Annotated in this window: 21 protein-coding genes; 7 read left to right on the top strand and 14 right to left on the bottom strand. The window is 54.0% G+C overall.

Features of this window, described 5'->3' with window-relative positions; translation table 11 throughout:
- Positions 1-50: 50 nt before the first annotated feature.
- The 3 genes from ABIB60_RS19330 to ABIB60_RS19320 all read right to left on the bottom strand — a co-directional run bounded on the left by ABIB60_RS19330 (position 51) and on the right by ABIB60_RS19320 (position 1,858).
- On the bottom strand, positions 51-587 hold the full coding sequence (locus tag ABIB60_RS19330; RefSeq protein ID WP_125433307.1) for a heavy metal-binding domain-containing protein: 537 nt from the start codon (positions 585-587) through the stop codon (positions 51-53).
- 421 nt (positions 588-1,008) lie between these two features.
- On the bottom strand, positions 1,009-1,404 hold the full coding sequence (locus ABIB60_RS19325; protein WP_354582087.1) for an HYC_CC_PP family protein: 396 nt from the start codon (positions 1,402-1,404) through the stop codon (positions 1,009-1,011).
- Positions 1,405-1,585: 181 nt separating this feature from the next.
- Positions 1,586-1,858, bottom strand: coding sequence for a heavy metal-binding domain-containing protein (locus tag ABIB60_RS19320; protein WP_125433305.1), 273 nt, complete (start codon positions 1,856-1,858; stop codon positions 1,586-1,588).
- A 721-nt stretch (positions 1,859-2,579) separates the two neighbouring features.
- On the opposite strand from ABIB60_RS19320, the gene ABIB60_RS19315 reads away from it, so the two are divergent.
- Positions 2,580-3,197, top strand: coding sequence for a helix-turn-helix domain-containing protein (locus ABIB60_RS19315; RefSeq protein ID WP_354582086.1), 618 nt, complete (start codon positions 2,580-2,582; stop codon positions 3,195-3,197).
- A gap of 135 nt (positions 3,198-3,332) precedes the next feature.
- The gene (locus tag ABIB60_RS19310; protein ID WP_354582085.1) at positions 3,333-3,926 is read left to right on the top strand and encodes a hypothetical protein; all 594 of its coding nucleotides are present in this window, start codon (positions 3,333-3,335) and stop codon (positions 3,924-3,926) included.
- A 104-nt stretch (positions 3,927-4,030) separates the two neighbouring features.
- Here ABIB60_RS19310 and ABIB60_RS19305 read toward each other — a convergent pair whose 3' ends face one another.
- A complete protein-coding gene (locus ABIB60_RS19305) occupies positions 4,031-4,366 on the bottom strand; it encodes a four-helix bundle copper-binding protein (protein WP_125433302.1) in 336 nt (111 codons plus the stop codon).
- A gap of 67 nt (positions 4,367-4,433) precedes the next feature.
- Here ABIB60_RS19305 and ABIB60_RS19300 point away from each other — a divergent pair, with 67 nt between their 5' ends.
- From ABIB60_RS19300 to ABIB60_RS19290, 3 genes are read left to right on the top strand one after another with little or no spacing between them, the layout of a single operon-like run.
- Complete coding sequence (locus ABIB60_RS19300) at positions 4,434-4,820, top strand: hypothetical protein (RefSeq protein WP_246009008.1); 387 nt, start codon at positions 4,434-4,436, stop codon at positions 4,818-4,820.
- Positions 4,821-4,828: 8 nt separating this feature from the next.
- A complete protein-coding gene (locus ABIB60_RS19295) occupies positions 4,829-5,476 on the top strand; it encodes an IS3 family transposase (RefSeq protein WP_354582084.1) in 648 nt (215 codons plus the stop codon).
- Positions 5,477-5,508: 32 nt separating this feature from the next.
- A complete protein-coding gene (locus ABIB60_RS19290; protein ID WP_044019211.1) occupies positions 5,509-6,657 on the top strand; it encodes an ISAs1 family transposase in 1,149 nt (382 codons plus the stop codon).
- Between the two features lie 221 nt (positions 6,658-6,878).
- On the opposite strand, the gene ABIB60_RS19285 is transcribed toward ABIB60_RS19290, so the two are convergent.
- The 7 genes from ABIB60_RS19285 to ABIB60_RS19255 all read right to left on the bottom strand — a co-directional run bounded on the left by ABIB60_RS19285 (position 6,879) and on the right by ABIB60_RS19255 (position 13,135).
- The gene (locus ABIB60_RS19285; protein WP_354582083.1) at positions 6,879-8,105 is read right to left on the bottom strand and encodes a replication initiation protein; all 1,227 of its coding nucleotides are present in this window, start codon (positions 8,103-8,105) and stop codon (positions 6,879-6,881) included.
- A 279-nt stretch (positions 8,106-8,384) separates the two neighbouring features.
- Positions 8,385-8,753, bottom strand: a complete 369-nt coding sequence (locus ABIB60_RS19280) for a hypothetical protein (RefSeq protein ID WP_125433395.1) — start codon at positions 8,751-8,753, stop codon at positions 8,385-8,387.
- The gene (locus tag ABIB60_RS19275) at positions 8,750-9,511 is read right to left on the bottom strand and encodes a ParA family protein (protein WP_044019208.1); all 762 of its coding nucleotides are present in this window, start codon (positions 9,509-9,511) and stop codon (positions 8,750-8,752) included. The genes ABIB60_RS19280 and ABIB60_RS19275 overlap by 4 nt, the downstream gene beginning before the upstream one ends.
- A 249-nt stretch (positions 9,512-9,760) precedes the next feature.
- On the bottom strand, positions 9,761-10,462 hold the full coding sequence (locus ABIB60_RS19270) for a recombinase family protein (protein ID WP_044019207.1): 702 nt from the start codon (positions 10,460-10,462) through the stop codon (positions 9,761-9,763).
- Positions 10,463-10,465: 3 nt separating this feature from the next.
- Positions 10,466-12,424 carry an SIR2 family NAD-dependent protein deacylase gene (locus tag ABIB60_RS19265; RefSeq protein ID WP_044019206.1) on the bottom strand — a complete coding sequence of 653 codons (1,959 nt, stop codon included), beginning with the start codon at positions 12,422-12,424 and terminating at the stop codon, positions 10,466-10,468.
- Between the two features lie 28 nt (positions 12,425-12,452).
- Complete coding sequence (locus ABIB60_RS19260) at positions 12,453-12,656, bottom strand: hypothetical protein (RefSeq protein ID WP_125433393.1); 204 nt, start codon at positions 12,654-12,656, stop codon at positions 12,453-12,455.
- A gap of 260 nt (positions 12,657-12,916) precedes the next feature.
- Positions 12,917-13,135, bottom strand: coding sequence for a helix-turn-helix domain-containing protein (locus ABIB60_RS19255; protein WP_052381913.1), 219 nt, complete (start codon positions 13,133-13,135; stop codon positions 12,917-12,919).
- 187 nt (positions 13,136-13,322) lie between these two features.
- Here ABIB60_RS19255 and ABIB60_RS19250 point away from each other — a divergent pair, with 187 nt between their 5' ends.
- On the top strand, positions 13,323-13,748 hold the full coding sequence (locus ABIB60_RS19250) for a hypothetical protein (RefSeq protein WP_156109485.1): 426 nt from the start codon (positions 13,323-13,325) through the stop codon (positions 13,746-13,748).
- A gap of 64 nt (positions 13,749-13,812) precedes the next feature.
- On the opposite strand, the gene ABIB60_RS19245 is transcribed toward ABIB60_RS19250, so the two are convergent.
- The 3 genes from ABIB60_RS19245 to ABIB60_RS19235 form a co-directional block, all read right to left on the bottom strand.
- A complete protein-coding gene (locus ABIB60_RS19245) occupies positions 13,813-15,984 on the bottom strand; it encodes a site-specific integrase (RefSeq protein WP_354582082.1) in 2,172 nt (723 codons plus the stop codon).
- A 42-nt stretch (positions 15,985-16,026) separates the two neighbouring features.
- A complete protein-coding gene (locus tag ABIB60_RS19240) occupies positions 16,027-17,043 on the bottom strand; it encodes a tyrosine-type recombinase/integrase (RefSeq protein WP_071884657.1) in 1,017 nt (338 codons plus the stop codon).
- Positions 17,044-17,638: 595 nt separating this feature from the next.
- Positions 17,639-17,773: a hypothetical protein gene (locus tag ABIB60_RS19235; RefSeq protein ID WP_257883443.1), complete on the bottom strand. Its 135-nt coding sequence runs from the start codon at positions 17,771-17,773 to the stop codon at positions 17,639-17,641.
- A gap of 328 nt (positions 17,774-18,101) precedes the next feature.
- Between ABIB60_RS19235 and ABIB60_RS19230 the strand changes: the two genes are divergently transcribed.
- A complete protein-coding gene (locus tag ABIB60_RS19230) occupies positions 18,102-19,637 on the top strand; it encodes an OLD family protein (RefSeq protein WP_052381936.1) in 1,536 nt (511 codons plus the stop codon).
- Positions 19,638-19,682: the final 45 nt, after the last annotated feature.

Genomic DNA, 19,682 nt, shown 5'->3' with positions numbered 1-19,682 from the left:
AGAGTAAAGAGAGCGGCAGCCCCGGCCCGGTTGGGCCCGGCTGCCGGGGCTTAGCTGCGCTTTTTCAGGGCCATGTGGCACTTGGGGCAGGAGCCCGGAGCAGCACTGGTTTCCGAAGGGTGCATGGGGCAGGCATAGGCAGCGGGAGCGGCCGGAGCCGGGCTGAGGGCGAGCGACTCGAAGCGCGCCGCGAAGGGCTGGCCGTTGCGGCTTAACTGCACCGTTACCCCGGCCGGGGCACCGCCCGTGGGCAGCTGCGCCTGCAGCCGGTCGTTGCCGGCCGGCGTCAGTGTCAGAGAGGCCGGGCCGCCCTGCTGCTCCACGAGCACCGCGCCGCTCACCTGCTTCGTAGGCAGGGGCTGCATTTTATTGTCATACAGGTACAGGGTCAGCAGTCGGTTTTGCTGCACGGCCTCCACGTGATAGGCGCCGGCAGAGTGCACCACGCCCCCGTGGGGCGAGGGGTGGGCATGGGTTTCCCCGGCGGCCTGATACTTGGGGGCCGGAGAGTTACCTTGAAGGACCTGAGCGTTGGAAAAGAGTGGGAAGCCGGCGAGGAGGGCCAGCAGGGCAAGGGTCTTATTCATAATGGGAGATGGAGAGGAGGGCATACCCCAGGGTCATGCCCAGGGCTTTGCCCGATTGCCCGGGAGGGCGGAAAATAAGTTCAGGTAAGGGAGCCTGTCGCGCCGCATTCCTGGTAGCCTCAGGCCGGCTCGCTCCAGTTGGAGAGGCCAGAGCGGAGGCAGTAGCCAGGCGCATGCGGCCACCCCGGCAGGGGATGGCTTGAAAAACACGAACAGGAATTGGGGGAGCCACCAACGGTGGCTGTGCTTGGGCCGGCTCCGGGTAAGCAGATGCCCTGAAAGGGGCAAGGACAGACCGAAGGCCTTGGGGCCATTATTCGAACGTCTTAAAAGGCGTCCAGGTACGCGCATGCGCACACCTAGCCCATTGCTGAAAGCCCCGGAGCCTGTGCAGCGCCGGGGTCGGAATGGGGACTTAACCCTAAATTAAAAAGGCATGCCCGCGCACGTAGGCGGGGCATTCGGGCGGAGGCGCCGCGTGCGCGGCGAGCTTCGATTCCGGCTCGTCGAGCGGGAAAGCGGCGGTGCTCAAGTGCCATACCAGCGGCAGCAGGGCGGGCGTGGCCACCGTAGCGGGCGCGGCCACCAGCACTTGCGTGGTGGTAAGCTTTACATCCTTAACCGAGCTGGTGAGCAGCTGGTCGTGGCAGCACCCGCAGCCGGGGCTGCGCATGGTCTCGCAGCAGCAGTTGCGCCTGCCGCCGGCCTGCAGGGAAACCGCCGTTAGACTCTGGCCGCAGAAATGCATGCTGTACACCAGCCCGGGGCTGGAGAGCAGGTACGCAAAGAGCAGAAAGAAACTGACGAGTCGTTTCACACCAGAGGCCCAGGGGCCGGACAATTAGACGCACAAAAATACGAGAACCAGGCGGGTAAGGTGTGATAAAATTCCCACGCCAACCTTGTAAGATTAGGCGGTGGTCCCAGCCCCCAGCCTGCCGCCCGGGAACCCGGACACCAGCTTCATGCCAGCATCCGGGCTCAACGAGAATGAGCAGCTAACTTTTTTTAACCAGCGTCATGCCGCACTTGGGGCACTTGCCCGGCTGGTCGGATACCACCTCCGGGTGCATCGGGCAGGTGTACTGGCCGACTTTTGCTTCGGTAGCCGACCCCGCCGCTGAAGCAGCCGTTGTGTCTGAATTGGCAGCAGGAGCGGTGGTGGTCGTGGTAGCGTCCGTCGTGCCGCCTTTGTTGGCGTTGTCGGAGCAGCCAGAAGCCAGAATTGATACGCTAGCCAGGACTGCTGCGAAAGAAAGAATGCTTTTCATAGGGGAAACACTAAGCGGTGAATGCCGGCACTACGTCCGCCCGTTGGCCGGCTGGTTGAAGAATGCCCGGGCGCGAAGGCCAGGACTGTACGCCCTCCCCAACGCGGTTACCAGCCTGGATGTTGAATGGTGAGGCGACCAAACAACCGGCTTGAAACCAGAGGTATATTGTTTTTTTTCTCCTTTTTGTTTGCCAATAGCCTGTTTTAACGCTGGTTAAGTCTATTGCGGGCATGTCAACTTCGCCGCTCCCATAGCTACTGCCGCCTAAATCTTACAAGCGGGCCGTGGGAATTATGCACGCTTTGTCGGGCACCGACCCGGAGCTCGCTAACTCGCTGCGCCTGCACGGCTTCACGGCGGGCCCACGCTAGGCCGACCCTTTTTTTGAACTCTGCTCATGGATAGTATTCAAATCGTGGTTACCATTGTCGTCGCGAGCCTGATTGGCCTGGTCGTCTGGTGTTTTTCTTTACGCCCCGCCGGGTGGCTAGCGCGGTTTCTTCCAGCACTGTCGTGCAGCTGGTGGACATCACCGTGAAGGTCGGGCAGCAGCTGCTCGGAAGAGCTGCTGCCCGACCTTCAGATTCGGCGCGACTTGCTGGCTTTCCGCACGACGGCCATGGAGCTGCAGGCCCAGCAGGCCGGCCAGTTTAAGTTTACCTGCGGCATGCACGTGTTGCGCGCTCGCCTCGTTATTAAGTAATCATTTCTTTATGCCATGACCCTCTCCGCCGGCCTCCCTCCTTCTGCTCCCGACACGTCCCGCCTCTTCATTGGCAACATGGTGTGCCCGCAGTGTAGCCGCGTGGTACAGCGCCGGCTGGAAGAGCTTGGCCTGCAGGTGCAGCTGGTGACCCTTGGCACGGCCGATGTCCTCACGCCGCTGGGTGGGGAACTGCCGCTGGCAGCGGTGCGCGCGGCGCTGGAGGAGGCGGGCTTTGCTTTGGTGGAGGACCCGGCCCGCCAGCTGGTGGAGCAAACCAAGACCCTGGTGCTGGAACTGGTGCGCTACACGGCCCCTACAGAGCTGACCCATAACTTTTCCTACTACCTCAGCCAGCGCCTGCAGCGGGACTATCACTACCTGTCGCAGCTGTTTTCTGCTCACGAAGGGCTCACGCTGGAGAAGTACATCATCCGCCAGAAAGTAGAGTGCGCCAAAGAACTGCTCAGCTACCAGGACGCCACGGTGGCCGCCGTGGCTCAGCAGTTGGGTTACAGCAGCGCCGCCTACCTGACCAACCAGTTCAAGCAGGTGACGGGCCTGTCCCCCACAGAATTTCAGCGCTTAGGTCCGGGCAGCGCCGGCCGCCGCAGCCTCGATGACTTGATTTAAGTCCCGGAATCTTGTAAGCCCGGCAGGGAAATTAGGCAAAACACTGGCCCCGCAGATAAGTACATGCTGGCGGAATCAGGCCCGGCGCAGTGTTGGCGCAGTGCTCACACACCTTGCTAGGACTTACGCTACCTCATGAAAACCTTTTTAATCATCCTGCTCGGGTGCCTGCTGCAGGTTGGCGCTGCCCACGCGCAAACCTCACAGGGCAACAGCGGCCTCTACCGAACGGCCGCAGACTTCCGCCAGCGTCGCCTCACCCTGCCCGGAAATTGCAAAACCGATGGTCACCGGCTGCGCCTGCACGAGTTTCTTTTCCGTCCTTACCTTACGGTGGAGCACCACGGGCAGGAATACCGGGTGGCCAAAGACACCCTGTTCGGCTTTCGGGACTGCGACGGCCGCGAGTTTCGCTTCACCGCGGGTAAGCAGTACTACCCCATCCTGAACCCGCAGGAGGAAATCCTGCTCTACAAGGTTGAGCAAGCGGCCGTGGGCAAAAATCCCGGCTACGTGCGCCGCTATTTCAGCGCCTCCGCCGAAGCGCCCGTTCTGCCGCTCACCCTGCAGAACGTAAAAAATGCCTTCCCCGGCAACCGAAAGTTTCAGGAGCTGCTCGACGCGCAGTGCAAGCAGGAATCCGACATGACGGCTTTTGACGCCAGCCACGGCATGACCATGGTGAACTGGTTGCTCAAGCGCAGCCGCGAGCCCGGCACCGGCCGCTAGCTAGGGGTGTCCAGTTTGAGCCGGAAACATAAATGCCGTCAGTAGGGCCGCCGACCCAAGGGGAGGCTCCTGCTGACGGCAGTTGTGTTCAGGCGGCGGGTAAATTAGCCCTGGAGGCCGGCGCGGCAAGCTTCTTCGCAGCGGCGGCAGGCATCGGCACACTCCTGACAGTGCTGCGAATGGGCCCCGTGCTTGGCGCATTCGTCGCCGCAGGCCTTGCAGATTTCGGCGCACTCGCGCAGCAGGTGCTGGGCGTGCTCGGAGCCGCGGGCCAGCAGGCGGGCGGTCAGGGCACAGATGTCGGCGCAGTCTCGGTCTAAGCTGATACAGCGGGCCATCATTTTTACATCGTCTTCTTGTAGGCAAGCGGAGGCGCAATGCTCGCAGGAGGCGATGCAGGCGTTGAGGGCGTCGAGGAGGCTTTGGTTTTGAGCGTGCATGGGGTTTGGATTAATGGTTAAAGGTTTTGTCTCGTCCTAAAATAGGTTGACCATTACTCTCAGTCAGATGGAACACTTGTTTTTGTTTCGCAAGCAGGCGCATGAGCTGAAAATGCGCCAGATGGTCGAGGAAATCACCTGCGGCCGCCACACGATTGAGTCAGCGATGAGCAAGTACCAAGTGTTCACCCGCTCGACCGTGACCAAGTGGCTGGAACGTGTCCGCCAGGAAGAGCAGGCCCGTATCCACGCCATGGAAGACAACCGAAAAAAGCCACCCACCACGCTCGTCGAGCACGTCGTGCAGCATGCCGATGCGCTCACCGGGCAGGTTAAGCAATTACAGAAGCAGCTCGAGCAAGCCGAGTTGCAGGTACTCTATTATAAAAACGTGATCCGGGTGGCCGAGCAGGAGCTGGGCCTGAGCATCGAAAAAAAGTCCGTTACCAAGTAGTCCAACTCTTGCGAGTAAGCTGTCCGCACTTTTGCCTGCGGCGGATCAGTGGCGTACTTGGGTTTAGCCGGCAGGCGTATTACCAGCACCACACGCGGCAGTGGAGCAGCGAAGAGCGCGAGCACTATGTGTTGGAGCAGGTCGCGCAGCTGCGCCAGGAGCACGGCCGTATGGGGGGCCGTAAGCTCTACCATCTGCTGGAGCAGAACTTACGCCAGCAAGGGATTAAAATGGGCCGGGATGCGCTGTTCTCGCTGCTGGCAGCGCATAACTTGCTGATTAGAAAGCGCCGCCGTAAGGCGTTGACAACCTTTTCCCGCCATCGCTTCCGCAAGTACCCAAACCTGATCCGGGAGCTGACCCCGCTGCGGCCTAATCAAGTCTGGGTAGCCGATATCACCTATTGGTTCACCCAGGCCGGCTGCCTGTACATCTCGCTGCTGACCGATGCCTATTCGCGCCGCATCATGGGCTTTGCTGTGGCCGAGACGCTGGCCACGGTACATGCGTGTCGCGCCTTGCAGATGGCCCTACGGCAGATCAGCAAACGGGTAGGACGGAATTTGATTCACCACAGTGACCGCGGCATCCAGTACTGTAGTCAGGAATACCTCAGGGCTTACGCATCAAAATCAAGACGCTGTAGTGAGGGCTGACCTTTGTCTCGTTAGACATCGTTAAGTTCTTCATGCTCAATCAACTTCTTGCTTCCTTTGCCACGCTTCCAGACCCGCGTTGCGCAGGCCGCACCCGGCACCGCTTGCTTGATATGCTGGTTATTGCCGTCTGCGCCGTGGTGGCCGGCGCGGAGACGTGGGTAGACATCGCGTACTACGGCCAGTTGAAGCAGTCGTGGCTGGCGACGTTTCTAGACTTGCCCGGCGGCATTCCCTCCCACGACACCTTCCGGCGGGTGTTCTCGCTGCTTGACCCGCAGCAGGTGGAGCAGTGTTTCCGCCAGTGGATGGCCACCGTCGCCCCGCCCTTACCGCGCGAGGTAGTCGCGGTCGATGGCAAGACCCTGCGGCGCTCGTTCGACCGCGGGCGGGCCCAGGGCCCGCTACACGTCGTCAGCGCGTTTGCCACCGAGCAGGGCTTGAGCCTGGGGCAGGTAGCCGTGACGGGCAAAGGGCAGGAGCTGACGGCTATTCCGGTGTTACTCCGCACCCTGCACCTGACCAATACGATTGTCACACTCGACGCACTTGGCTGCCAGCAGGCCATTGCCCGGCAACTGCTGGCCCAGCAGGCGGATTATATCCTGGCCTTGAAGGGCAACCAGGGCCGCTACCACCGTGCCGTCAAGGCCTACTGCCACGCCTGTTGTGTCGAGAGCTGGGCAGCATATCCCGCCGATTACGATGCCTTCGACCGCCGTCACGGCCGCTGGGTGCGGCGCCGGGCCTGGGTGCTGCCGCTGGGCAAGGAACTAGCCGGATTACACGCCTGGCCAGGCCTGCGAGCGATTATCGTAGTCGAAACCATCCGGTCGGTGCAGCATCAGCCGGGCACCCGCGCCGAGTGGCGCTACTACCTGACCAGCTGCGCAGATGCCCCGGCAGTGCTCATTCAGGCTATCCGTCGCCATTGGGCGATTGAAAACAGCCTGCATTGGGTGCTGGACGTGGTCTTCCGCGAGGACGAGGCCCGCAGTCGCGACCGGGTCGCTACCCGCAACTTTGCTGTGTTGCGTAAGCTGGCGTTTAATCTCCTGCAGCAGGGGAAGCACCCGCCTGGCAGTCTGCGGACCCGCCGCCGGAATGCGGGCTGGAGCGATAACTACCTGACCCAACTACTAACCCGCGCCCGCCAAAACGACCGTGCAACTGCTCCTTAGATTTGATGCGTAAGCCCTGCTAAAGTAAATGGAAGCAGGGCACTTCGGAAGCATGATATTCTGCCCTAATGGCTACTAAGCGGCCATTCCTTGGGGAGGAAAGAGATAAACATGTCAGCCAGATGGTAGCTTTCCATCACAGTATGCTGTACTGGCCATTCATTAAGCCGGCTATAACTTGATTTTAACGGGCGCAAGCTAACGTAGCACTTTAGAATGCGTTACCGTTTCTCGTCATATTTGACCAGCCACTGTTCTCCATCTCGATCTTCTATTGTGAAGCCGTCACGTAGATATACTTGCTGCAGATGTTGCTCGAAAGTATCGGCTTGCTTCTGCCGTTGGGCGTAAGGCCCAGGGTTATCATATATTTTTCGCACCTCACTTAGACGGTAGGTTACTGCAGCGGCAGCGGAAGGCGCTTGAGTCAATGCCTTTTTTTTCGTTCCAGCGGCAGCTTTCGCTTGCTGATAATCCACCAACAGGTATTTCTCTATCAAGGCCTTGTAGATAGCGCCTGCGGGCTTCTTGATCTTGCCCTTACGGAACTGGTTGGTTACGATGCGTATTACGTAGGCAATGTAGTCTACTTCATACTCGCCGGCTTCCAGTTGTCGGTGGACTACTGCCAGGCTTCTTTCCCCGACGCCAATTTCTGCTAAAGTCCGAGCCCAAGCGGGCACTTCGACCAAGGGCGATTTTGTAGGCATGACTTCTCCGTTATGAGGAGCAGCTAGCAGAAATTTCACCTCCGACACAACTTTGCCTTGTTTCTGCAGCTCGTACGTGAACGGCATATCCGTCTGTTGCATCTCGGTCTGGGCCTTGTCCAAAATGCGGGTGCGTAGATTGTTGAAGCGTGGGTACTCGCCTTCCTGTAGATCTAGTAAGAAACGGAGTTGGGCAATTGTGATGGTACGTTCCTTGAAGGTGGCATACTCTTTCAGCAGCCAGTAAATGCGGTAGGAGTAAAAGCTCTTCAGCTTATTAAGCTGCTCCAGTTGCGCGAGGGTGAAGTTGCCACTCTCCCGCAACTGCAGTAGATAAGGCATAATCAGGGGGTTAAACGAGGCAACCACCCCTCCCCTATCGCTCTCGTAAGCGGCCTTCGCCATTAAGGGGATGAATTCGAAGTCAGGCTTTTTGCTCCGCTTCCGAGTACCCTGCTGCGTGTCGATTAGCTTCTCGATATAAAGCCGTCGGGAGGTAATGTTATTGCACATTTGCTTTACCTCATCATACGCAGATCCCCCCGTGCGCTCGTGGATAATCTCGGCCATCGGTACGAAATGCTCCCGAAACTGCTCATCCCCGGGCTCGATACGCGTGAGTAAAGAGATGAAGAGTCGCATTTCCAGAGGTACAAAACTGAACCTTGCGTTGATGAGTGCATTGTGCTGGGCAACCGTTTTGTCAACAATCGGGATCAAGGGCGATTTTGTAGGCATAAGGAAGGCAGCAAGGCGGTTTTGTAGGCGTCAAAGGGCGATTTTGTAGGCGCTAATCGTCGATTTTGTAGGCATGAAAGGGCGATTTTGTAGGCTTATTCCATTCCATGATACATATAATCAGGCCGTTACGGCTCCTGTAATTACTAATATAGTATAGGTAATCAGCTAGCTTGTTTAGGGCGATTTTGTAGGCATGAAAAGACGGTCGCGGTAAAAGCAAAAAAAAGTAATAAGCGAAAATTTTTGCGGCGCTTTTTATGCTTTTTTATACTGTAACTATTTGAGTTTCTTGCCATTCAGTCGATACTGTTCGTCTTCTGGCAGCGGCCGATCAGCTCCTTCCATCGTGTCTAGAAAAGCACAAAGTGCTGAATCAACTGCTTTCTTCAGCACCAGTCGGTCCCAGTACTCACTTTGCTTTAAGCGAACGTAGGTGCTGCGTCGCAGAAAGCTGCTGAATTTCAACCATTCTTCTTCCGTCGAAGTGGAAGCAGTAGTTTCCGGTTCGGACGAAGCAGCAGGGGTTGGGGCTACCTGCGGTAAGATGCTCCGGTTTACCCCGTATAGGAGCGCGTCATTCGTTAGCGATGGCGCCGAGGCATCCAAGTCATCCCCAAAATTTGGTTTCTTGCTCTGCTTGCTCATACTCGGGCAATGATTTCTTGGGTAAGCGATTCGTAATCAGTGGCGCCATTGCTCTCGGGCGCCCACCGGTAGATGCTCTGCTTCTTTATCTGAGCTTCCGCCAGCGAAACGTTTTCACGAATAGTGGTTTCCATGAGCAGCTTGGCCTCAGAATACTTGGAGTCAATCAGGGCCACAATGTCATGATGAAGCTTTTTACGGTAGCGGCTACTGTACTTGGTAAAGAAAATACCTCCTATAGTCAGATTGGGGTTATAGAGGTCTTTCACCCGCTCGCAGGCTTGCATGAGCTTATTGAGCCCTTCGTACCCAAAGTATTCCGGTTGACACGGAATAAATACCGCGTTACAAGCTACCAGCGCCATGTACGTAAGGGCAGATAATGAAGGCGGGGTATCAATCAGACAGTAGTCATACTGGTCCTGCAGAGGTGCCAACCCCTTCCGCAGGATACTCTCGTAGCCTAATTGCTGGCCAACCATTTTTTCTAGATAGTCCAGATCCGGGGTAGCGGCCACTAAGTGCAAGTGTTCCTCTATCGCCAGGACAACGTCGGTCAACTGAGCTTTTTTCTCTAAAACCAATCCTAGATCCGGATAGCCTGCCGGCAAGCGGAAGGCAAGGGAAAGATTACGCTGGGCGTCGCAATCAATTAAGAGCACGCGGTAGCCGTCACGTGCCAAGGTTTGAGCCACGCTAAGCGTAGACGTAGTCTTTCCGACTCCCCCCTTGTGGTTAGCAAATACAATAATCTTCATGGTGCAGCACACGCTTGATCTGACAGCAATAATAAAGAATTAAAACTTCCTCGACTTCTGTCACCTGCCAAGCTTCCTGAGGAAGTTAAAGAAGTCTGACATGTTTAGCTTCTTAAAGAAGTCTAACATGTTTAGCAAGTCAAAGAAGTTAAAGAATCAAGTGTTCTTAGGCTTCTTAAAATTCCTCAAGAAGTTCAGGAAGTTAATATACTAGACTCAGTCGCTCACCAGATTAAATATTCATCTGTTTTACAGTGGGTTACTAACAGGACCGGGCTGACCTGTTGCTATTGTTGATGAATAACGAAAGAGCCGCTGAACCGTCATAGCAGCATATTTTTTTCCGGCGGCTGTACGAAACATGGCTGCGTTTAAATGCGCTGCGATTTGACGAAACGTCAATCCTTGGGCGCGTAGCAGAACCACGAGGCTGGTTGCCTGTTGATTCTGCGGCGTGCGCTGGCGCTGCTGCCGGCGAGCGGCAGCCCCTTTCAGCCGGGCTTCCTGCGTTAGGTTCTGGGGGCTGCCTAGCTGTTGGCCCCGCGCCTTCTTCGCCTGCAGCGCGTCCTTCGTGCGCTTGCTGATGGTTTCCCGCTCGTGCTGGGCTATCACGGCAAAGATGCCAACCGTGAGCGTATTGGCATCGGGCATGTCGCAGGCAAGAAAGTCGACTCCGGAATCACGCAACGCGAAGATGAAGCCAGCGTTGCGGCTCAGGCGATCCAACTTGGCGATGAGCAACGTGGCGCCTTGCTGCTTAGCAGCCGCCAGTGCGGCCTTGAGCTGGGGCCGGTTGTTCTTCTTGCCGGACTCTACCTCGATGAACTCCTGCAGCAGTCGCCCTCCGGCTGGCACATAGGATTGCACCAAGTACTGCTGTGATTCCAGGCCGAGGCCACTGGCGCCCTGGCGGGCCGTGCTTACCCGGTAGTAGGCAATGTAGGTACGCATGGCTTACTCCGATTCGTCACCATGTAAAGTCTCCATCTCGATCTTATCTAGGCGCTGAATTGGTTCGGGCTTGCCTGCTTCCGCGACGCTAGTGGCTTGCTCAGGTCCGTACAGCGTATGTAATTCACGAGTGGCACTGGTAATGCGGTAAGCGGTCTTGTCCTTGCCTCTTCGCTTATACCGTGCCTGCTTTAGCACATGCGCTGCCTCGTACTCGATGCGGAGCTTCCAGCCCAGCAGCGTATAAGTCGTATCTAGCTGCTGGTGGACAACAACATCCTGGTCCTGAGATTCAGGGAGTTTAGAAGGATCTTCTACCACAGCATCGACGTACCCTTTAAACGCCTTGGATACCCGCGTTTTCATCTGCAAGATATAGCTCAGTTCCGCCGCTGTGTCTATGTCGTCGCCTGTGAGCTTGAACCGTCGAAATCGGATGTTGAACCCCTTCTCCACTACCTGAAGGGTCTGCATGTTCCTCTCTAAGCTTTCTCCTTGTTTGATAAAAGGAAGGCCCCGAGGTGTTTCCTCCTTGCTCCAGATACGCTCTCCATCTTCATACAAAGCGATTCCTTCCCCCCTGCCTAATGACTGTAGAATTCTGGCATGTAGCAGGCCACTATCAACTGAATCAGTATAGCGATGCCGACGAGAAACTGTAGCCGAGTACTTAAAGCCTTTCGCGTGAATGTTCTTCTTGGGTACACGGATCTGAACCTTGTGCAGATCCGTGTACACCAAAAAGTCTACCTGCTCAGGGCTGGAGTAGATGCGTAAGGTGGCATCGCGGATGCAGAGCCCTCCGGTAAACTCAATATCAACTGTTTTCTCAATGGTATGGGAGCGTACAAACACCAATGAGCCCATTTCCAAGCCCAGGTTTACGCCCCCTACCCGCCATTCAAAATCAACCAGTTGGGAAGGACCTATATGATACGCCAGGCCCGACAACCCTTGTTGAAATTGAGTAAGCGATGCGCGCCCGTCCTCGCGAACGGTTAGGGTCACTTGCCCCGCTACCTCTCCCTGTACTCCAGTAAGCTGCGAGATATGATACCCGTTCTCGCTAGTCTTAATCGTTGGGTTAAGCCCGAGATTACGCAGGAACTGCGTCGTTGGCCCCAGTTCAATCCCTCCCTTTTTTAAGGCGGGTACCGCAGTATCCTTCAGGTCCTGCAGCAGGTCGGCAATTAACTGTTCCCCGGTAGATTGAATGTAGGTGACGTTGTGGCGCTTGAGCCAGTCGATGCGGAGCTGACTCAAATTGGGGGAAACTAGGTAGGCCCCGCGCATATTGCCTTTTACCGCATCCAGGATGCGCTCAAATAAGACCAGTACATTCGGGTCTTCCAGGCCGTAGCCAACGAAGAGCAGAGTTTTACTCGCCATAAGCGCCTGGATGGCACCCCACAGCAGGTGGTCGGCCTTGGAGTAAAATGCCCGGTAGTCTTCCTCCGTAATCAGCAGACGGTTCAAGTCCTCCAGGCTGCCATGCACCTTATACAGAGTAGGTTTATTTGGTTCCTGATACGGTATCTGCTCACCGTTGGTAACAATGTGAAGTTTATCCTGGCCGTACGCCTGCTCAAAGAGCGAGTCGTAGTTCGTAGTAACGATATGCTCGAAGAAAGGAATGGTAGCCACCTGCTGATGAGTCTTTAGTGACTTGGGCCGCGCAGAATATACGGCCTTTACCTCTTTGCGCAACTCGTGCAGGCGCCCGTTAAACAGGTTGACGAACAGACTGGCAAAAGCAGGTAGCGGCATGTTAGGATAACCGTCTGCATCCAGCGAGGGGGCATACTCCCGGGCCTGCTGCTGCTGGGCTTTGCTGAGCGTATCAAACAGGTGACGTACCAAGCCGCCGCCCATGGGGTAGCCGGCATACTTTGAAAACCCGGCTCCAGCCCACAGGACAACCTCCCGGTTGCGTATAGTCTTAAATAAGGTTTCCTGATCCATACATACTGGGGGTGTTTGGGGATAGGTGTTATTTCTGGTTGTTGTCGTGCACTAGAAGGGCGACCTCGCCGACTACCTGGGCCGGGTGGTTGGGATAAGCGTTCAGTTCAGGATTAAGAATGTAGAGGGCATTTACCCACTGATTAATAGAACCGCTCTCCTTGGCCTGGGTGCGCACCTGCTGGGCAATGTTCTGCTGCATGGCAGCGGAATACTCGCGAAAGTGTTTCATGGGGTAGTTTACGTGCTGGTAGGTGAAGGTAGCGGGTTTGTAACAGATCACAAACGGGCGTTTATGATCCGTTACAAACGGGATAATGGAGATCTTCTAGAAGGGGGATAGCAGAATGGGTACTACCCGATGTCCCCCATTCCCCAAGGACCGAAAAGCAGATTACTCGGCAACACTGCCGGTGGCGCACCATTGGAAAGCGCCGCCAGTCCGCTTAATAGTGCAGCTGTTATAACACTGGTCCCAAGCCTTGAGTACGATTACAGCCCCTGAACCAGTTCAGCCAGGGAAATGCCATAGTAGCGACACAGAATAACCAGCGTGCGAATGGTCATGTTCGCGTGCTGGGCTTCCAGGCGCCCAATGTGCACGCCGGTAGCATCATATACCTCTTGCTGGGTGTACTGGCGGGAGCGTCGCAGCTGCTGTAGCCGTCGCACAATTTCACTCGTAATGACCTCGCCGGGTAATGCCTCCATGGAGGTGGCAAGGTGAGGGAGGCTGTTGTAGTCGACAATGACATATTTGTAATTATTTTAATACCTTGTTTTGGCCACCCGCGTCCGACAGGGCTACACAACCACGTATTTTCAGGTCTTTAGCAGCCCATTCGTCTCTGCTCGGCACCTCCACAACAACTTCTTTCACTTCTTCTTGTCTGCTCTTATGAGTCACGTACAGAAAATCAGAATCATCATTGACGCCGAACTGCAGGATCGAGTGCCCACTGTTCCCGCTCAGCATGTGTCACCCGGAGACCAGGAGGGCTACGGGTATGAGCAGGCCTTGTTCAATGCATTGCGGGCTGACCCGGTACGCTACGCCGAATTTATTAGGATACGCGCTATTAACACCTTGGAAATACTGGGGATGAACAATGAAATTTCTAGTTTAGCCCAGATCCGTGACTCGTATACAGCTGGAATACAAATGCTGACAAGCTTTCTTTCAACCTTGCCCCAACCGGCGCAGGAATACTTGCAAGATGGCTTGATCAAGGGATGGATTATGGATGATCCAGATAGTATTTATAATACTGTAGAAGTAAAGCCGCTGCAATTAACAGTTGAATATCCCACTCGGCAAGAGTAAGTAATAACTCCTGTTATTAAAATGTAGGTGGATAGTATATTTTACTACCCACCTACACTAGAATTTAACTATGGGCATTCATTTTTTCTAATAAATCCTTGAACTCATAAACTATCCGTAATTCTTCAGAACTTAGGTGCACATTGCGTTGCATCGCGGTGATGCTTTCGTGTACCGCTGAAATAAAGGCCCGCTTGGATCGTTGAGGCTTAAAAAACAAGTGCGCTAAAAAATTATCCGGAATAAGCTCTTCCTCATTTTCAACAGCAACGCTAAGGTTACTATCTGCGTCTTCCAATGCGTATTCCGTAGGAACTAATTCGCTTGGTCTGTTTACTACTTGATGTGCCCGGCGTCGAATAGCGTAAAAGGTCACAGAAGCGCTTTGGTTCAGCCAATCGTCATCTACGTCCAGATAATAGCGCAAATTCAGTATCGACAAATGTCCTAACCACAATCGCAACTCTTCCAGCCCCAGGCCTGCCTTGTAATAACGGGTGGCCAAGGTCACGCGAGCCCGGTGGCTGCGAATCGGTCCTTTCTCGTCAACCGTGTCGAGTTGCGCTTTCCGGCACAGCAGCGGAATTAGTACGCGGTTGAGGTACGTCTTAATCAGCCCGCGCCCTTCCCATTCAAACAGAAAATCGACGAGTTCTCCTGTTGTTTCGTCTACACGCTGTGGGCCAGCTGGCCGCTCCGCTTCCCAGGCTTGGATAGCTTCTGCTGGATAATATTCAACTGGCTTGTCAAACTCTCCGCACGACTTGTTCACGGGAACATGCAGCAAACACACGTGTTGCCACAGATCTTGTTCCTCCTCAGTCGGCGAAGGGAGTGGGCGGATACACCCTAGAGGCAGGCGCACAATCTCATCTGTCCGCAGCCCCCCAAACAGCCAGACCAGCGCGATAGCGCGCACCAACGTGAGAGGAAAGGAAGCTTCGTGCGCAGAAACGTCGGCTTGTTCCCGCAAGCTCAGTAGATCTTCCTGCGTTAGAGACATTCCTGCCTGTTCCAGTTTTTCCCAATTAGCATCCGAAAGAGCCTTGGGATAGGGTTTTACTGCGTTTAAAATATTGCGCGGGGTTCGGAAAGCGCTATCCGGCTCAAAAGTCAGCGTGAAGAAATTATAGTCTTGCCCATCATTTAGGAAACTTCGAATCAGACTGAACAGGTACGCTTTGGTGGAGGCCGCATACTCTTTGCCCGGCCCCGTAGCAGGAAGTTGATTCGGCGGCGTGATGGTCCACTCGTTGGTTCGCATCTTACTGATAGCCGAGGCAATTCGCCGAGCCATGTTAGCTGTCCATTGCGAAGGCATGATACGGTTGGGGTAGGTGGCAACTACATAGCGCAACATTTTCGCCAGTAGAGATCGCATGTGCGGTTGCGCACTTTTTCGGCCTTGGTACTTGGCAAGCCATCGGTCCAGCAATTTGCCTAAGGGTTCCGGTAATCCATCCTTTCTAACCCGTAGCTCCAGGGGCGCAAAGCCAAAGGCGGCTTCCGTGACAATGCGTAGTCGCCGCAATATGTGGTACAGTTGCACACAGGCCGGTTGCAATCCTGCAAAGCCAACAGGATTCGCGTAGACCTGTTTTAGCACGGGGAGCGTCAGCTTCTCCACCTGTGGATTGCGATTACGCAGCAGAGCTAAACACAAGCAGCTCGATAGCCCGGCTATGTTTAGATACGACCACTGCGTTTTCTCTTTAAACGCTTCTTCAAGAACGCCTTCAGCGATCCAAACCTGCTGTTTGCCAAAGATGCGTTTGGCGGAGCCTACTACATCACAATCCGTGACCAGAAGATGGATATCAATCTCGCCAAACAGGTAAGCACAATTCATGATGCAAGGGCGTAGGTTGATTGTCACATTCAACCAGTCAGCCAAAAACGCGTGATGCCGGTCTTGGAAGTGCTGCGTATTGTAGCCAACAATTTCTACCCACGTCGCCTTGTCCCACGCCCACATCGCTGTCTGACGCACATGCATTTCTTTGAGCAACAGCGCGCAGCAGCTGTACAGTAGTTTCTGATTCGTATCATGATATTTACAATAAGTGATCGCCTCTTGCACAGGATCTACCAAGCGGTGCAGTAACTGCAGCTTCTGTTGCTGTAGCCGATAATACGGGATGGCTGGTTTTGGAGGGGAAGGAATTTGAGTAATCCAATTGGCAAGCGCGCTCTTCTCCTCTTGTGTTAAGCCGGGTGTGCGGTCGAATGTGGCCATGTAAGCCGACCATAAAAAGTCTGGTGCCATGTACCTGATGGGCTAGCGCTGTTGGGAAGACCGAACATTCCGGAACGTGTGCGCGGCTTTCGTCACCAGTTGCCGGGGCGTTGTATGGCGGTACACGGCTGTACTCGCGATACTTTGATGACGCGCGAAATCAGATACTTCCTGTGCGCTATACCCCTGCTCGGCAAAATGAGTAATGCTCAGATGGCGTAATGTATGTGGCGTGAACTGAGGAAGGTTAGTCTGTTCCGCAATTCGATCAATCACTTTTCGCCAGGTAGCGCCCGTAATGCCCTGTCCCCGATTCTGTTTAGATTCTGATAAGAAGAGCGCTGCGTTGCCTTCTCCTACGGGAGTAGGCCGGGTCTTTAGATATAGATCCAGTAAGCGCCGGGTTCGAGGCGAAAATGTAACGCGTTGATCGCAATTTGTTTTATTATTCTCAGCGCGTATTGTAATAATTAAACCTGAGATATCGCTTACTTCCAATGTGCACAATTCATTTTTACGTAGTGCGCCTTCATAACTTAATAACAGCATTAATTGATTGCGCAAAGACTCTGCTTTCATATAATTTAGAAAAGCATGCCATTGTTCTTCGTTCGGTATCCATTTTAATTTACGACCGACAGGTAAAATACGGTATTGAGGTTGTCCTTTTTTAGCTTTGCCTGTATTTTTTACACTAATCAGGGGAGATATAGGTCGAATTTTTTGCTCTGCTAAATACCCATAATATAATCGCAAAGATGTTAAGTGTTTACGTTGCGTCGCAGTAGCATATGCGTTTTTTAAAATAAGAGAGGTGTCATGCTCGAAAGGACGTTTTTGGAGATACGCCAAATACCGTAGGACATGTGAATCTTTTACGCGAACGTGATTGAGCTTTTTTGCTTGACAGAATCTGAGGAAGCTCATCACGGAATAGGCATATGTTTCTGCGCTACTCACTTTGAGTCCTGTTGTAACTCTGTTACTGAGCCAATCTGTGATCGTGGGATGTTGCTCAACGTCGTGTGCAAGCTTGGGCTGGAGGTAGTTGAGGATCATGGGTGCGTATGAAATTTAGTACACCTAAAAATATACATAAAAATCTTGAAAATGTGATAATAAATTTAGTTGCAATAAAGTTTGACTATTCCAATAACAGCTCAATAGTACACAGTACCCTACGTTCTGTGCACTATCATTAAACTGCTCTATTGCAATACATTGCACATGTAGCCAGCATTTTGCAACCCAGATGTTATACATCGCTGAATAGTGATATTTTATATGTCATTATATTCAATAAATAATATCTAACGTAACAATGCCCTTTTGGCTAGCCTTCTAATTCCTATTTGCGCTGGTTTGCTGACCCTATAACTCCTGCTACTCAATCTGCCTAACATTCTCCAGGATAGGGGGCTTTTGCCTGAATATCCATACGGGCGACTCACTCGGCTTCTACCGTTACTCATACGACATCTGTTGTCTGCAAACGCCTTGGGTAGCCTGTGGTGTAGCACTCACGCTACCTCCGTGGTGAAAAGGTGGAACCTGCTGGCTTTCCTCCTTGCCGCCCCACAGCTTTGTAAAAACCTTCGCCCATGAGCTTGCATTTTCGCCTAAAAAACCTGCGCCTGATGCGCAACCTGAGCCATCAGCAGATCACGAAGTGGTCGTGCTGCCGCATATGCAGGTCATCCCAGCTGCCCCAGCGCCGGGAGAAGCGCGTTTGGTTGACGTAGCCCACCCAGCTCTGCTGCTCGCGCACAAACTGCTTCTTCGCCCGCATGGCAGCTCGAGCAGCAGCGCCAGGGCCCCGAACAATAAGGCCCCCGCCAGCCAGCATCGGATAAGGCAAGTCGGTTGCGCATCAGGTCCAGCCGCCCCACCACACGGGGGGGCCAACCGGCGGCAGTGCTACGGCCCGCCCGGCGGGAAAATAGAATGGAATTTCCCGTTGGTAGAATTTTTACCTGTACTTGCTTTGGGTGACCACGCGCTGACTAGACCCGAAGTCTATCTAATCGTTAAAAACGCCGTAGGTACCCTTCCTGACCAGCTCCCAGTGGCGGCCATGAGGCAATCAACGATAAGAACCGATGGATTTCAAACCAGTTGTGAAAGAAGCCTATTTAGGCGTTATCAAGGGCGCATGCAACCGCGTGCTGCACTTTGAGGTTGACGACAGTATCAACAGCTTGCTGCGCCTACTTATAGTTGAGCCGCCTAAGGCTGATGAAGTTCTACTCATCACCGATAAGTTTTTCTTATACCAAGCACTGTGGAAGGCAACTCTGGAACTGCTATATGAGGAATTCTTGCCTCTTTTTCCTTACGAGCATACCTGGCAGATGGAGGTTACACCCTACACCATGCTGCTCTGTGAACTCACGGCGGAGCTGGCCACCACTCGCGAGTTGGACGATCTACAAACGCTGACGCAGATCACAGACGAGCAACTGGAGTTTGATTTTCAGGATGTTGCGGAGAAAACAGGCCTTACCCGCCTGGGCTTCGGCAACGGCTTGGCCAATCTATTGCCACCTTCCCTACTGCCTCGCACGCGCCGGGAAGAGTTGCTGCTGCTGTTTCGGCTCATGAACTTCCCGCCGCTGACGGAGTTGGCTCTTTTCCAGAACCGCTACAATGCCGCGTTGCGCCATCAGTTCGAACGTCTTGCCATTGCCTTTTCGGCCGTTGAGAAAGTTCAAGCACCCTCATTTGGAATGCCGGAGGCCCTGCGAAACTCGTATTTTCCGGTTGACCACGAATTATTCAAACGCTACGGCCTCACCGGGTTTGAGCAGGAGCCCGAACTTACTTCTTTCAAAGAGGACTTTGCCGCTATTCGGCGCTTGGCGGCAGCCAATAAAGCGCACTTTAGGGACGATGTCATTTGCCCGTGCTGCGGGGACAAAACGACCATTGAAGTACCAGAGGAAGTACTGCAGTACAAATACTTGGTTGATAACAAGAAGCTGGGCATTGCTATTGGACTCTTGCACTTGCAGGAGTTTCGGGATAACTATACACAAAACTTGGCCAAGCACCTGAATCAGTTTCTCCCCGAGTTAAACCGCATCGACAATCCAGAATGCTTGATTTTAGTGGAAGGCGAGAGCGAGGAAATCGCGATTCCCATTCTTGCCTTCCGCAAACACTTCATCTTGTCACAGCGCGGCATTCAAGTGTACAACTCCAAGTCCAAGGAGAAGCTTGCCGCCGATTTCCTCACGTTCCGGGCCAAATACCCAAACCGCAAGATGATTTGCCTGCTGGATTCGGATGCCAAAAAGGAGCGGGACAACATCGAGCGTATCGTGAAAGATAACAAGCACAAGTACCGGATGGTATTCATCGAACAGGGCACCTTCGAGGACTTGTTCGAATTACCCTATGCCGTGCAAACGCTCAATGAATTGTATCCCGATGGTGAAGAAATTTTGGTATCTGACTTCGATACCACGAAAGACTTCCTCTCCAACGTGAAGCGCATAATGTTTCAGAAAAAGCAGGCCACTTTCGATAAAGTCGCGTTTGCTAAGTTGATTTCGCTCCGCGTCGATGTGGACCAGTTGCCTACGGAAATCAATCAAATTTTGGACATAGCCCAGGATTTTACCCGGGCAACCACCTATTTCAAAAACAGATAAGCCTTCAAACAAAGTGGGTTTGCGGCGAAAGCGGCGTTGTTTTAG

Origin of the sequence: Hymenobacter sp. UYP22 (genome assembly GCF_040547285.1) — a bacterium.
Classification (GTDB): Bacteria; Bacteroidota; Bacteroidia; order Cytophagales; family Hymenobacteraceae; genus Hymenobacter.
Note: the sequence above shows the minus strand (reverse complement) of the source record. Positions and strands in the feature narration are given on the sequence as shown.